The 14,945-nt window shown below is 39.0% G+C and carries 11 protein-coding genes; 2 read left to right on the top strand and 9 right to left on the bottom strand.

Going from position 1 to position 14,945, the window contains the following annotated elements; translation table 11 throughout:
* Positions 1–2: 2 nt before the first annotated feature.
* Positions 3–1,448: a deoxyribodipyrimidine photo-lyase, 8-HDF type gene (locus V7K84_RS08650; RefSeq protein WP_334837380.1), complete on the bottom strand. Its 1,446-nt coding sequence runs from the start codon at positions 1,446–1,448 to the stop codon at positions 3–5.
* Between the two features lie 288 nt (positions 1,449–1,736).
* Between V7K84_RS08650 and V7K84_RS08645 the strand changes: the two genes are divergently transcribed.
* Positions 1,737–2,291 carry an acireductone dioxygenase gene (locus tag V7K84_RS08645; protein ID WP_334837379.1) on the top strand — a complete coding sequence of 185 codons (555 nt, stop codon included), beginning with the start codon at positions 1,737–1,739 and terminating at the stop codon, positions 2,289–2,291.
* A gap of 30 nt (positions 2,292–2,321) precedes the next feature.
* On the opposite strand, the gene V7K84_RS08640 is transcribed toward V7K84_RS08645, so the two are convergent.
* From V7K84_RS08640 to V7K84_RS08605, 8 genes are all read right to left on the bottom strand, one after another.
* Positions 2,322–3,371, bottom strand: a complete 1,050-nt coding sequence (locus V7K84_RS08640; protein ID WP_334837378.1) for a glycosyltransferase family 2 protein — start codon at positions 3,369–3,371, stop codon at positions 2,322–2,324.
* 108 nt (positions 3,372–3,479) lie between these two features.
* On the bottom strand, positions 3,480–4,502 hold the full coding sequence (locus V7K84_RS08635) for a glycosyltransferase family 2 protein (protein ID WP_334837377.1): 1,023 nt from the start codon (positions 4,500–4,502) through the stop codon (positions 3,480–3,482).
* Between the two features lie 381 nt (positions 4,503–4,883).
* Entirely contained in the window at positions 4,884–5,873 is a 990-nt protein-coding gene (locus tag V7K84_RS08630) for a glycosyltransferase family 2 protein (RefSeq protein ID WP_334837376.1), read from the bottom strand.
* A 69-nt stretch (positions 5,874–5,942) separates the two neighbouring features.
* Positions 5,943–6,911, bottom strand: coding sequence for a glycosyltransferase family 2 protein (locus tag V7K84_RS08625; protein WP_334837375.1), 969 nt, complete (start codon positions 6,909–6,911; stop codon positions 5,943–5,945).
* A gap of 153 nt (positions 6,912–7,064) precedes the next feature.
* Positions 7,065–8,129, bottom strand: a complete 1,065-nt coding sequence (locus V7K84_RS08620; RefSeq protein ID WP_334837374.1) for a polysaccharide pyruvyl transferase family protein — start codon at positions 8,127–8,129, stop codon at positions 7,065–7,067.
* A gap of 156 nt (positions 8,130–8,285) precedes the next feature.
* A complete protein-coding gene (locus tag V7K84_RS08615) occupies positions 8,286–9,524 on the bottom strand; it encodes a lipopolysaccharide biosynthesis protein (RefSeq protein WP_334837373.1) in 1,239 nt (412 codons plus the stop codon).
* Between the two features lie 47 nt (positions 9,525–9,571).
* Positions 9,572–10,864, bottom strand: coding sequence for an O-antigen ligase family protein (locus V7K84_RS08610; RefSeq protein ID WP_334837372.1), 1,293 nt, complete (start codon positions 10,862–10,864; stop codon positions 9,572–9,574).
* Positions 10,864–12,309 (bottom strand): GumC family protein, encoded by a 1,446-nt coding sequence (locus V7K84_RS08605; RefSeq protein WP_334837371.1) that lies wholly within the window; start codon positions 12,307–12,309, stop codon positions 10,864–10,866. The genes V7K84_RS08610 and V7K84_RS08605 overlap by 1 nt, the downstream gene beginning before the upstream one ends.
* 309 nt (positions 12,310–12,618) lie before the next feature.
* Here V7K84_RS08605 and V7K84_RS08600 point away from each other — a divergent pair, with 309 nt between their 5' ends.
* Entirely contained in the window at positions 12,619–14,757 is a 2,139-nt protein-coding gene (locus V7K84_RS08600) for a WD40/YVTN/BNR-like repeat-containing protein (RefSeq protein WP_334837370.1), read from the top strand.
* The last annotated feature ends 188 nt before the right edge of the window (positions 14,758–14,945 follow it).

Raw genomic sequence — 14,945 nt, 5'->3', positions numbered from 1 at the left:
TTTTACTCACCACTACTAAGAATTTTTTGCTGTTGATAACGCAGTTTAAACTGCTGTTGCTGTATTTTATGATCCACAATTGGGTCAGGATAGCCAACAGCATGACGTTCTAAAGGTGGAATTTTCCCAGTAACTAAATATTCTGTATCTACAGAGCGCAATTCTGACACCCATTGCCGAATATATTCTCCCTCTGGATCGAATTTCTGTGTTTGACTGGCTGGGTTAAAAATCCGCACAGGTTTGGGGTCCATACCGCTAGAAGCACTCCATTGCCAACCGCCATTATTAGCAGACAAATCTCCATCAATCAACTTCTGCATAAAGTATTTTTCTCCCAATTGGGGATTAATTAGCAAGTCTTTAGTGAGGAAACTCGCAACAATCATTCGACAACGGTTGTGCATCCAGCCACTTTCATTCATCTGGCGCATTGCTGCATCCACAATGGGGTAGCCTGTTCTCCCCTCACACCAAGCTTGGAAATATTCTTCGTTTGTTTCCCAAGGAAAGTTCTTAAAGGTGTCGCGAAAAGCACCATCAGCTAATTCCGGGAAGTTATACATTGCGTGTTGATAAAACTCCCGCCAAGCTAATTCCTGTTGCCATGTGCGGATATTAACTGCTGTTTCTTCACTGCGGCTGTTTTCTAGGGCTTCTATTGTGGCTTGCCAAACGGTGCGAATGCCAATTACGCCAAATTTTAAAGCTGCACTCAGTTGTGATGTACCGTCCACTGCGGGGAAATTTCGCTGTTCTTGATATTCAGTAATCGCTTTATTAGTAAATTCTTCTAATCGTTCTTGTGCCGCCGCTTCTCCTGGTGAAATAATTAATTGTTCATCCCAGATGAATCCTAAATCTTTTGCTGAAGGTAGTGCGATCGCTCCTGCATGTTTGGCAATTTCCTGTTCGGCTTCCGTTAATCCCTCAACATTTTGCAGTGTTTCTGCTGGTTGAGCCTTCGGTTTAGCAATCCAATTTTTCCAGAAGGGGGTGTAAACCGTGTAAGGACTGTTACTACCCGTGCGTAACTCTTCTGGGGAGTTGAGGATTTGATCCCAGTTTTGGTTAAGAAACTCAATACCTTTTTCTTTGAGGGCATTTATAACGGTGCGATCGCGTTCTTGTGAATAAGGTTCTACATCCCAATTCCAAAAAACAGCTTTGGCATTTATTGCTTCGGCTAAGGCTGGTATCGCTTGTACAGGATCGGCGTGGAGTATTAACAACTGGCTACCAACTTTAGCATATCGCTCTTGGAGTTTCTGCAAACAGCCAATCATATAAGTTACTCTCACAGGAGCAACATCATCCCGTTCCAGAATATGCGGATCTAGGCAAAATACGCCCACCACCTTTGGACTTTGCCGTTTTGCCGCAGCCAGTCCCGTATTGTCAGAAATGCGTAAATCGCGCCGATGCCAAAACAGAATTAAGTCAGACATTCCATGCTGGATATAGTTCACCCGTACTAGCTTAGATGCTAGTGGTACCAATAAGCATCATTCTGGCGATAAATTTATTCTCTTAATGGGTATTGGCCATAGGAAAAGGCAGAGGGGCAGAGGGGAAAGACTTACTGCTACTTCTCCTCTGCTCCTCTGCTCCCCTGCTCCCCTGCTCCCCTGCCCCCCATTCCCCATTCCCCATTCCCCGGTTTCTCAATCGGGAATAGTGGCTTTTCATCTCAAAATTGAGTATACTCTTCTTAACAGTTAATTAGTCTTTTTGTCATGGCTAACCTACTACTTGACGACGGTACGATTGAGAGCGATTTAGACGAAATAGCTCGCGAACTTGCGCCTCTTGGCATTCAACTCAAGCACTACGACCCAGGAACATCGCTACTCTTCCCTAATCTGCAAGACCAGGACGTTTTAACTGAGACCGAGAAACGTTATTGCGTAGAACTCCATAACAGCGTTTTTGAATTTCTTCAGCAAGAAAATGGCGCTCTCTGGTGTGACTTACTAAATGTGCATCCAGGTTCGTTCAATCTTCACCACCTGATCGCCACCTACGGCCGTTACCATACTCATCCTGCACCTGAACCCGTCTATGTGTTGGCAGGAGAAATGATCTATGGCTTCGTGCGACCTGATGGCAGCCAGGTACAGCTTTTAGTTCAGGCACAAGACTATCTCCACATCCCTGCCGACGTTGAGCATTGGTGCAGCCCAACTGCATTGTTGAGTTTCAAAGGGATACGCTATTTTGCAATCGCAGAAGGCTGGGTTCCCAATTATACAGGGACTCAAGTGAGTGATTCAATCCAAAAGCCGCGTTAAAGCTTATTTATACACGTCCTTTGGGCGACCTCACAAAATCGCGTTGCTCTCCCCTAAGCCTTGTGAAATGCGCTGTCTTTGAGTATATCCTGTAGTCTTTAAAGCAACAGTCTCAATTCGACTGTAAAGGAACTGGGGCAAAAGCCGAAGGAAATAGGCAGCTCCCAGGGTCAAAAGTGTACGGCGTGGTTCTTTAGAGAGAATATGCCAGTTGGTTGCTAAGGCTCGATTCACCAACTTCACAGCCATTGCACCATCTTGCAAACTTACTGCTCTGCGGGCTAAGTAACGCAACATATAGGCTCTAGCTAGTGTTTCCCATTGATTAACTATTTCTGGAGCATATAAGCGTGCCCTACTAACCATTAATTCCCAAGCATCTAACTGCTTGAGAACGTTTGCTGATAGTCCCCCTGAATTTACTCGATATAAGGTCAAAGCTTCAGGAATACCCTCTATTTCCAGATCGCTCTTAACAGACATCCGAAACCAACATTCAACATCTGTTGTGTCACCATTAGGATGGCGCGATCGCTCATCGAAATAAAAATTTTCAACTGTACCGTAAAGATTGTCTTGGAATTCAATAGCTTCAAAAACTTCTCTTTTAATTACTGCTACCGAACCATTGCTAATTGGATTGCGGCAAAAGACAATTGCTGGAGTTATTCCTTCCATCTGAGGCATTTGATAAATACCTAAAGGGTTGCCATTATCATCAATAAAAGCAGAGCGGCTAAAGCTTACCCCGACATTAGGCGAATTATCTAAATGCTTAACGTGTTTTTCTAATTTTTCTGGCAACCATAAGTCATCAGCATCTAAAAGAGTTAAGTATTCTCCCTGTGCATGGCGAATACCAGTGTTTCTTGCCCCAGGTAGACCCCGATTCTTTTGACGAATAATTTTAATTCTAGGGTCTGTAAATTGCTGACAAATTTCTATACTTTTATCAGGAGTACCATCATCAATAATTAAAATCTCGAAGTTTTCGTAAGTTTGTTCAAGAGCCGATTGCAGTGTAGCAGCTATATATTTTTCTGCTTTGTAAACCGGAATAATGATAGAAACTTTCTTCATTGTTGACTATTCCTATTGATTTAATTTAATTAATATCTAATTAAAATTTACTATGCATTATGCAAAAAATCTAATTATGCTTTAGGCATAGAAAGTTCTTAATTATTTCTAGATATCTTCTTGAAGAATACGACGTTTTTGGTTAGCCCCTACTATATTATTTGAAACCAGAGCTTCAAATTTATTGTAAACATTTTGAGGTAAGAGTAAAAGTAAATAGGCTGCTACCAGTGTCAAAAGTGTACTTCTGGGATTTTCAAAAAGAATATGCCAGTCAGTTATTAAGGCTCGATTAATTAATTTTACAGCCATTGAACCTTCTCGTAGTCTTACGGCATTACGAGCTAAATACTGCAACTGGTAAGCTCTAGCTAGTGTTTCCGCTTGAGTAAATATTTCTGGAGCGTAGGAGCGTGTCTTTTCAATTAGCTTTTCCCAAAAATCTAACTGCTTGAGCATATTTGCTGAAAGCCCTTTTGAATTAACCCGATACAAGGTCAAGGGTTCTGGAATGCCCTCTATTTGCCAATTGCTTTTAATGGAAATACGAATCCAAAATTCGTTATCTTCTGATTGGAGTAAGCGTTCATCAAAATAACAATCTTCATTAGTTCCATAAAGATTATCTTGGAATTTAATCGCTTCCAGAACTTCTCTGCGCATTACCGCAGCCGAGCCATTACCAACCGGATTGCAACTGAGTAAATAGGATGGCGTGATTTCTTTAAGCTTGGGCATCTGATACGTACCTAAAGCTTGTCCAGCTTCATCAATAAAAGCAGAACGACTGAAGCTAACACCGACTGCTGGTGAATTTTCTAAGTGAGCAATCTGTTTTTCTAACTTTTCTGGCAACCAAAGATCATCTCCATCTAAAAAAGCTAAATATTCTCCTTGAGCATGACGAATACCAGTATTCCTAGCTCCAGATACTCCTCGATTTGCCTGACGAATAATTTTAATTCTGGGGTCAGTAAATTGCTGACAGATATTTATACTTCTGTCCAAAGAAGCATCATCGATAATTAGAAGCTCGAAATTTGTATAGGTTTGCTCAAGAACGGATTGTACAGTAGCAGCTATATATTTCTCAACTCCATAAACCGGAATAATTACAGAAACTTTTTTCATTTTCCAGACCGATTTCAGTTTCAGTTTGCTCTCAGGTTTTACTGGTAGTACAGTAATCTTTGATATGGCAATGAGAATACTATCTGATGGATACGATCGCACCTTCTAGTGATAGCATCTAAAAAAGTGAGATATTTATCCACCTGGCTATCCATCTAGTTAGAGGACGAATCCCACCTCCTAACTTTTCACCGGATAATGTAAAATATTTCCGTCTGGTATTCGTTACTTAATGCTATTTACTGTATTTCACAATACATTATATCCTGCGTGTAGATAGTCTGATTGAAGTTCTTAGCAAGCGATCGCTCCACCATTATCCAGAATAAGACTGAGTAACTATCCCATTGAGTTACCAAGTGGCAAGTACTACAACTTACCTCAACCGATTCTTTTTTCATGAATATTTAATTTTTGAACATGAGTAACGCGAAGTTTACTAATAATCTGAAGCAAGTATGCAGAAATATTTTCTACAAGTATTTTTTTCAACAACAATTTAATAATTAGCTTTTGAGTTTCCTTTTGCAGGAGAATTTTTGGATATAGCTGAATTGCCTGCCCCAATTTTTTACTTGCTTTTTCAACTCCTTCATCACCTGTAATTCTTGTTAAGCAGAGTCTACAAGAATATCGGTAAACATAAGCTAAACTATGATTTTTTAAAATTTGAATTTCTGGCGATCCTGATTTAAAAACTCGCTCCAATACTTTGAACTGACAGTCTTCCATAAATTCAATTTTAGATGACATTGAATTTGAAGATTGACGATAAAAAATCTGCGGTTTAGTAACTACAACAAACGACCATTTTGCAGCTAAACGTAGCCAATAATCCCAATCTGCTGCTCCTGATACTGAAGGTTCAAACTCTCCGACAGATTCAATCGCTTGCTTACGGATTAATGGATTTGAACCACTAGCAATAAAGTTCCAGGTTAATAAATTCGCCAAAACCTGACCTTGGAAAAAGATCGGCCGACCCATGTGGCAATTTCCAGTTTGTTCATCCATAAAATAAGTCCAGCTATAAGCAAGACCTGCCTCTGGATTTTTCTGCAAAGCTTCTAACTGAAGTTCTAGCTTATCGGCTGTCCATAAATCGTCAGCATCAAGAAAGGCTATAAAATCTCCCTTGGCATGAGAGATACCACGGTTACGAGCTACTGATAAACCCCCATTCTCATAGGAAAAGACTTTTATACGACTATCTTTTAGTTCATCCAGTAGCTTAACAGTTCCGTCTGTTGAACCATCATTGATAACAATTATCTCAAAATCAGAAAAAGTTTGTTGTTGTACTGAGACAATTGTATCGACAATTGTGCGCTCAGAATTATAGGCGGGAATAATGACAGATATAGTTGGCATATGATTTCAATAAGTTGCTAAATTCTACTAGTTAATTAGTATCAAAAGGTTGCTTTCTAATAACAGTCTCTATTGCAGCTTTGGAACCGCAACAGACCTAGCCAAAGAAAAAGGTCGAGTCAAGTACTTAGCAATTCGAGGAGAAAGGACTTGCATTACCAACCATTTCATTAAATAACGCTGAGTTACTCTTTCTCGCAAAATCTGAGGATATAAAGAAACCGTCTTCCACAATTTACGACCAGCTTGCTTGACCTGTTCTCTATTAGTCACATGAGCCAGTTCCATGCCCGTTAAATATTGATAAATATTTGCTAGGCTTTGATTTTTAAGATTTTGTAACTCTGGCGGTGCTGCTTGAAAGCCTCTCTCCAAGACAATAAGCAAATATTTCTCCATCTTCTCAACTTTAGTTGACATAGATTTTGAAGAGTGACGATAGAGAATTTGAGGTTTGGGAACTACTGCAAAATCCCAGCGCTGTGCTACACGAAACCAATAATCCCAATCTTCCACAGAAGAAAGTGTTGGGTCAAATTCTCCAGCAGATTCAATTGCTTGTTTACGAATTAAAGGATTGGAACCATTGGAAATAAAGTTACTGAGTAATAATTTTTCATACACATTACCTTCATAGACTACATTATGGCCGGGGTGAAAAATCTCTGCTGTTTCACTCATGTTCAGAGTCCAGCTATAAGCAAGTCCTGCCTCTGGATGTTTTTGCAATATTGCTAGTTGTAGCTCTAATTTATCAGGTGTCCATAAGTCATCGGCATCGAGAAATGCCATAAACTCTCCAGTGGCATGAGAAATACCACGATTACGAGCTACTGATAGACCAGCATTGCTGTATGAAAAAATCTTGAGACGAGAATCTTCAATAGTCTTCAATAGTTCTAAAGTCCCATCGGTTGAGCCATCATTAATAACAATTAGCTCAAAATCAGAAAAGGTTTGTTGAAGAACGGATTTTATCGTTTCTAAAATAGTGCGTTCAGCATTGTAAGCAGGAATAATAACGGATATAGTTGTCACGTCGCTTCGCTCCGAATTCAAAATTTAAAATTCAAAATTAATGATCCCCATAAATAAATTTAGTTGCTCTGTATCCTTTTCGTTTTTGGTCATAGAGTTTATGGAAAGTAAAAGGATTTTTGTAAGTCCTAGTGCAGGTGGAGCATAAACCAGTTAGTTTGGGAATAGTTCCAAGAGTTCTTGTGCAGCCACCTGAATTTGTGAAGGTTCTTTTACAAATCTGCAAAAGGGAATTGAGTAAGTCCAAGCTTGATAAAATGCCTCATTTTTATGGTAAGCATTAGGTAGAAAGACATGAGGAATACCCATAACAATGCAAAGAATATGCCCATGCAAGCGGTTTGTAATAATTAGACGATGCTGCTTGAATTGATACATTCCATGATGCATATAACTTAAGGATTTAAGATGCATTGAGGAGTTATATAAGCTATTAAATCCAAAGGAATAATGATGGAAGTATTTCCAGAGATGTCGGTATATCCACTCACCAGGAATCACTGTACCTTTTTGCAAGCCTTCCCGAATTCGCTCCATGCGTTCAGTTGTGTCATATTTGAAAGAAGTCCAATCTTCTACAACTAAATTAGGGAGTTCGATAGAAGTCTGAGAATTACTTGGATTCAACTCTTTGTCATTTCTATAATGATACAAAATAGAGTTGCTGCGGTTAGACCTAGATAATAAACCAGGTAAGTTGACCATTTGAAAAGCCATATCAGGTGCTTTAATTACCTGACAGTTGTAGAAATATTTTAGAGCAAGTTCATAGCTGTATTCGTCCCGGACAAACAAAGTCAAATTAGGATGTGAGTTGAATACATTTGCTGCTTCCATTAAATTGCTTGGTTCAACAAAATAAATACTTTGTGGTAGGATAATTATTGGTCGATCCTGGTATTTGGAAATAATCTGTTCGCGAAATTTTTGATGAGCAGTCCAAAGATCGCCTAAATTCCCTCCTCCTTGCAGGAAAATAGGAGATTTTCCAATTCTTTCTTCCATTACTTGGCTAGAAAAGTTGTTAGGACTAGCAGTATATTTAATTTTTGTTTTTTGCACATTGATTAAATAGAGTACAGTACCTAACCCAATAAGATGATCGCCAATATTAGGATAGTCGGGATAGTCTAATAATGCACACTCTTCAAATGTCTCTAATTTCCCTAGTGATTTATGCAGAAGTTCTTTCAGCTGTTCCGGTTGGGGGGTAGCCATTAATTTTAGTTCCTCGTTGTTATTCGTTATTTATCAATGAATGAGTGTAGCTAGAAGAAGCTATTTTTATAAAAAGCCAAATTTTTACTTAGCTTTAATTAAATCTTGAGAGCCATTTAATTTTTATTTTGCGATTGATAAAGATTGAGTTCTAGATCAAACATATTTACTAGCCCAAATGCTGTAAAGAGGTAACGCTAATAGATGAGTCATTAGCACTGCAACAGCTACCCAAAAAATTCCCCATTTCACAGCTACTAGTAATGAAATTGTAAAAATTACAGTAAAAATTAGGTTCCAATAAAGATTAATGTGACTTTTATCTACAGAGTTAAGTAACATAGAAGCAGCATCAGCAAATGGGCGTGGTAGCGCTGACAAACAGATAACTATCAATATTGGAATTGCTGTTACCCACTTTTGCCCAAAAACAATTGGGACATAAAATGGAGCTAGACTTGACTGTAGCAAAATTAATGGGAATACAATTAATGCAAATGTTTTTAGGCTACTAAAATAACGTTCTTGAAACTGCTTAACGTTTCCGCGAGCAGCACAAAGATGGGGGTATAAAGACCAAGTCATTGTATTTATGACATTCATGCTGATTCCTAACCCAGCATTGAAAGCGAAATAGTAAATTCCTAGCGCTTGGACTCCTAAAAAACGTCCAATGATCAGGTAATCAAGATTCGCTCTTAGCTTATTTAGTAACTCAACTCCAAGAATATTTCTAGCATAACTAACAACTTCTTGCCACTTATTAAAACTAAACGACATGGTAGGACGCCAAGGATGATTCATCAAATTGATAACAATCCATACTGGAGTCGTAATAACAATAGGTATAACAACAGCCCACATTCCCATCCCTAATAGAGCTAAAGCTATAGTGAGAATATTGATTAGAATCGACTGCGTGGCATTGCATAATGCTGTAATTTTCAGGCGGTTCTCTCGCTGGATTAAGGCAGACTGAACTGCAAAGATTGGTAGCATTAAGTAGACTAATGCCATAATGCAGATAGGTAAGATAACTTGGTTATTACTATAAAACAAAGCAACTGGTAAAGCGGCAAGACACTGAAGAATAAACATTACTCCACATAGTATCCAATTAAGGCAGTAAGATGTCTGACAAATAATTTTTAGATCCTTCTCTGCTGCCTGAACAATCTTAGATCCAATTCCAGCTCTTAAGGTAAAAACAGTTGCAAATTCATTGGTAGTCAAAACGATTGCTATCAATCCATAATCGTAGGGATTTAACAGTTGAGATAAAGTAACTGTTGTTCCCAATCGGAAGACACGATTCACTAACTCTGCTCCCCCCATCCAACCAATATTACGCACATATTGACTAGATACTTTTTGCCTTAGCTTTTTGATTAACATGAGGGCATCCTTAAGAGAAAATTAGATATTTTTTATCAATTTAAAATTTAAATATAAGTAGCTTCAGGCTTTTTATGAAGAGAAGAGTTAGGAAGCTGCACTTCTTCTTTAAATGCAATTCCCATGATAATTAAACCGGGATAGTATAAGTAACCTAAAACTTCTTGGCTATCATTGAATGTAAAAAGTAATAGAGTGACAAGAAAATACAATGCTACCCTAGCAGTTGTGCTTTTCTGTGCTTTAATCAGCAACACTATAAAACTCAATAAAATTGGTACTAAAAAAGCAATGAAGCCAACTATCCCTTTAACAAACAAGAGACCAAACCAAGTATGGTGAGAGCCGATAGGCATTTCTGCTAATGCTTTAGGCCCTGGTGCTTCTCGAAAACCATGACCCCAGATAGGAGCTTCTTTCCATTTATCCAAGGCAATCATACCTAAAGCTTCATGCACTCGTGAAGAGTCCGGTCTAGCATTATAAAATGCTTCTTTAACATCCTTAATAGTACCAAGAAGTGCCGTGCTAAAAATACCTGCTAAAAAGCTAACAAACCCGATCGCAATTTGCGTAGTAGGTTTAGTAATTTTTGTAAGCAACAAAATTAATATGAAAACTATTGGTAAAGCTATAAAAGATAAGCGAGAAACAGATACTATACTCATAGCTAAAGAGCCGACTATACCAATGAAGCGCCACTTATTGTTACGTTCTTCAAGAGCAAGAAAGAAGTAGATGTTTCCAATAAGACCTAGCGCAGGTGCCCAAGGTGCAAATAGAAATAGACGGACATTATTCGTACCGTAATCACTACCATAGAGATTGACATTGTAAAAAAGCGCACCATTCTGGATTAATCTTTCAATTGGAGAAGAATATAGGTGTGCAGGCAAGTGTACTATCCAAGCTAGATAAAAGAAGGGAATTAAAATCAAACTTTGAAGGCATAAGATACAGACGGCTCTATAGATTAGTTGTGGTCGAATATTCAGACAGCCGCTTAATGGAAATAGTGCTAGCAAAGCCCAATCTGTAAACCAATTAATTAATGACCTAAGAGTTTGATTTGTACCTACATCATAATTTATACAGCCGACAATTGTAGCGATCGCTATGACCAGAATAGAGACAATCCAAACCCAATGTATCCAATAAACTTTGATTATTTTGTCACTACTAGTGTGCGCTGTTTGGTTCCAAAGTCGCTTACATAGGTAAAAAAACAGTATCCAAGCTAATAAAAAATTTACAGGATATAAAATACCAATAAAATAAAATACATAGGTACTAATTATCCAATACCAAACAAGACTTTCTTCAAAGTTTTGAGGTTTCATTATTCCATTCTCTTCCTCTCTGTACTTCCAGTCTTATCAGATATTAAATTTTTACGTTCGCGCCACCAAAGTAACACCAGTCCAAGGGATACGAAAAGGGAGCCTAAAGCTGAACCTAGTAAAACCAATTTATCTTTTGGTGAAGTCGGTTTCTCAGGTAATGTAGGCTGTATAACAAGTTGAATCAGTGGATAAGATCCAAAAGTATTCGACTTGCCAATATCCAGTCTGGTCAAATTGGAGGAAAAGACCGCTCCAGCAATTTGCGTATTTCGCTTCAGCGAATCCAAGGTGCTTTCCAACTGTGTTAAATTTTTGAGCCTACTTTCAAGCTGGTTAAGCTGTTGTTCTATTGCTTGAGCTTGAGCGGTGAATCCCTTTTGGTCTGCCTGAACTATAACTAGTTCTTGGGAAAGAGCGTCTCGAGGAGCGTTGTTACCAGAGTTATTGCTACTAAGGCTTAACTGCTTTAGAACTGCCAAAGTAAATTTTCGCCCTAAAAGAGACTGACCTCGAACTATCAGGGCCTGTTGAGCAGCGTCTCTTTTCGCTTGCTCTGCAATTAATGTCGGATGGTTAGGCAAAAATTTTGATTCTAAAACAGTCACAGAAGCGCTAGCATCACTATAATTTTTTAAGTTCTGTTGAAATATCTGGTCTGTTTGAAGGGTAAAAGCATCTGTAGCTTGTCCAGCAGATAGCTTTAAATTATTCGATAATTCTGCTAGACGAGTAGTAGCCTGTTGCTGTTGACCGATTATTTCAGCTCGTTGTCTGCGGAGCTGTTCAATGTTGGTTGTCAGATCCTTAATTTGATCTTCAGAGTTCAAACCCGAACGTGCTTTGTAATCGGAAAGCCGCTTATGAGCATCTGCTAATTTTTTTTGCGAAGAAATCAGGGAAGTTTGATAACCTATATCTCTTTGAACAGCTTCTTGATTTCGTAGCATGTTGAGTCTTGCTTGCAAGGCTTTGTAAAAAGCTAAAGATTTATTTTGAGCTTCATCGGGACTTGCACCTTCAAAGTCAACGCTCATCATGGAAGTATTAATTATTAGCTTGAGCCGAGGTTTGCCAAACTCTTCTAAAGACATATTAAGTTGATCCGCTGCCGCTTTTAATATAGGGTCGCTTTCAGCAATAAATTTATAAATTTCTCTGGGATCTTGAGAAGAAAGAGCAGCGTATGGAGACACATTTTCATAATTAGCATAGCCAATGTCTGGTAAATTAATATTGGCATTTGACCATGCTCCTGGCAGATTAATCGCTGAAGAACTAGTATAGGTCGGTGGTGTAAGCTTTAGATAAAGAAAAGTTGCAGTCCAAAATGCTATGTTGGTAGCTAGACCTAGAAGTAAGTAACGCTGCCAAGATGCTTTTTTGGTTACTGATTTTCTCAAACTGCTAGGGTAACCCGCAGAGATTTCTGTATGATTGGCCATTAAAAATCCTCTAAAGTCGGGAACTGGCTGCGGAATTACAAAATCTAGGTGGGGTTTTGCGATTCGCCTAAGTAAACTTACAGGATCGTACTACATGGTTGCTTCAAAATTTATTAATAATTCTTATTAAAGTTTCCTTCTTAAACAGCAATGACAAAACTGCCTGATGGTCAATATTGTCTCAATGCAGACAGCATCCTCTAGGGTTCAATAAAATTATCCACCCAGATATCCACCTACCTGTACCCGATTTACTTTACTTTAATTTACTTCTTGTAAAGTAACTTAAAGTAAATACTTGCAAATCTTATGAAAATAGCAATGAGCGATCGCCGTTTCTGGAGGCTGCTAGCGCAAACAACTTGTATTGCTATACTTGCGCTGGCTATTGTCGTCAATTTTACACCCCTTAAATCTACTTGGAGTACTACATCAGGCTATCACTGGGCTAATGTATCTATTGGAGGAGGTGGTTATGTTACAGGCATTTATTTGCATCCACAAGAGCGAAATTTAGCCTACATCAAAACTGATATGGGTGGCTTTTATCGTTGGAATTCAAAAGACTACAAATGGATTCCGCTAACAGATATATTTAGCTTGCAACACAGCAATTACTACGGGGGAGAAGCCTTAGCACTTGACCCAAATAATCCAGATATTGTATACATCGCAGCAGGTAAATATACTACTAGTTGGGGTGGATTAGGAACAATTTTTAAATCGAGCGATCGCGGTCAAACCTGGAATAAGCTGAAAATAGACTTGCCAATGGGCGGCAATGAAACTAAACGTTGGCTAGGAGAGAGGCTAGCCGTGAATCCCTTTAATTCCAATGTTATTTTATTTGGTTCGCGATTGAATGGGCTATGGAAGTCTTCAGATGGTGGTACAACATGGGGCAAGGTTAGCTCCTTTCCCGAAAAGTCGGAAGCAAAGATTGGAATTGCAGGTATTGTATTTAGCAAAAATGTATCTGGACTAGTCTATGCCAATGCCTATGGAGATGGCATATATAAATCCACTGATACGGGTGTTACCTGGAGCAAAATATCAGGAAGCCCATCACACGTGAATCGAATGGCTCTCGCAAAGGACAAAGTTCTGTATGTAACGCATACATCAGGTGTCAGCAAATATGCAAACAGTATTTGGAGCGAGATCGCACCAAGTAACGCGAAAACTACATTTAATGCCATTTCTGTAGATCCAAATAATCCCAATCACCTTTTAATTGTTTATGACCAGTATGTTTCCACAACAAACCATCGTGTAATATTTCAATCTACTGATGGTGGAGCTACATGGCAACAGAAACAGCGTACCTTGAAACCTCAAGTGCCCTGGTGGCCTGAGTGGTATTTTGCCTCCGCAACCTCAGCTATTGAGTTTGACCCAAAAACTCCTGGACGGTTATGGTTAACAGACTGGTATGGAACATGGCGGACAGACAACATCAACGCAGAACCATCTGTTTGGTCGAACTATGAAAAAGGACATGAGCAGATAGTTAGCTTCGCCCTAGCCTCGCCTCGAAGTGGCTCTAAATTGTTGAGCGGTGTTGCTGATACGGATGGGTTTAATCACAGCAATGGGCTAGATGTCTACCCATCTACGCAATTGGGCGGTAAAAATAGTCCTCGGTTCCAGGATACCTATGGCCTTGCTTATAGCGAAAGCAATCCTTCACGAATGGTACGTGTTGGTGGTAATCGATGGAACAATACTTATACAGGAGCAACTTCGGGGGATGGGGGAGTGACATGGAAAAAATTTTCCTCGTTTCCAAAGAACACAATACCGTTGCGTGTAGCCATGTCAGCAACAAATTCAAATCTATTTGTCGCAATTATTCATCAAGGACAGCCTATTCGCACAACCAATGGCGGATTTTCTTGGAGCAAAGTATCAGGATTACCCAAAGGCCCCAAAGGGCCGTGGTACTGGGGTCAACCATTAGTAGCTGACAAATTAGATGGCAACACTTTTTACTATTACAGTGGTGGCAAGTTATACCGTAGTAAGAATGGAGGCGCATCTTTTAGGATTGTAAACTCATCATTGCCTTCAGAAAGTTGGTCTATGCTCAAAACAGTTCCGGGAGTTAATGGCGAAGTCTGGCTCAGTCTTAATTCTCACGGACTTTATCGCTCAACAAATGGCGGTGTGAACTTTGCCCAGATTCCGAAAGTGAAGAAAGCTCATTTATTCGCCCTTGGTAAGGCACAAAAAGGAAGTAAAATTCCTGCACTGTATTTGTATGGGGAAATTGCTGGTATAGGCGAAGGAGTATTTCGCTCTCTCGACAAAGGAAAAACATGGATAAATATCGCCTTTTTACACCAACCTATGGGCAATGAGCCTAATGTAATGGAGGCTAGCTGGCAGAAATTCGGACTAGTCTTTATTGGCACTAATGGTAGAGGGATATACCGAGGTAGTCTGTAAAAAAATACTATTGTTTGTACAACTGACATCAGTTGTATGAAAACCACAAAGCTAAAAGATTATTAATTTTTATGCTCTATGTTAATTTTTGTAAAAAACAGAGTAGGATAATTTTTGCAACGTTATTTAATACAATTAGGTTGTTAATATGAGGTATACGGATATGTAGTATATGTATAGTTAACGCT

Origin of the sequence: Nostoc sp. (assembly GCF_036917315.1) — a bacterium.
Classification (GTDB): Bacteria; Cyanobacteriota; Cyanobacteriia; order Cyanobacteriales; family Nostocaceae; genus Nostoc.
Note: the sequence above shows the minus strand (reverse complement) of the source record. Positions and strands in the feature narration are given on the sequence as shown.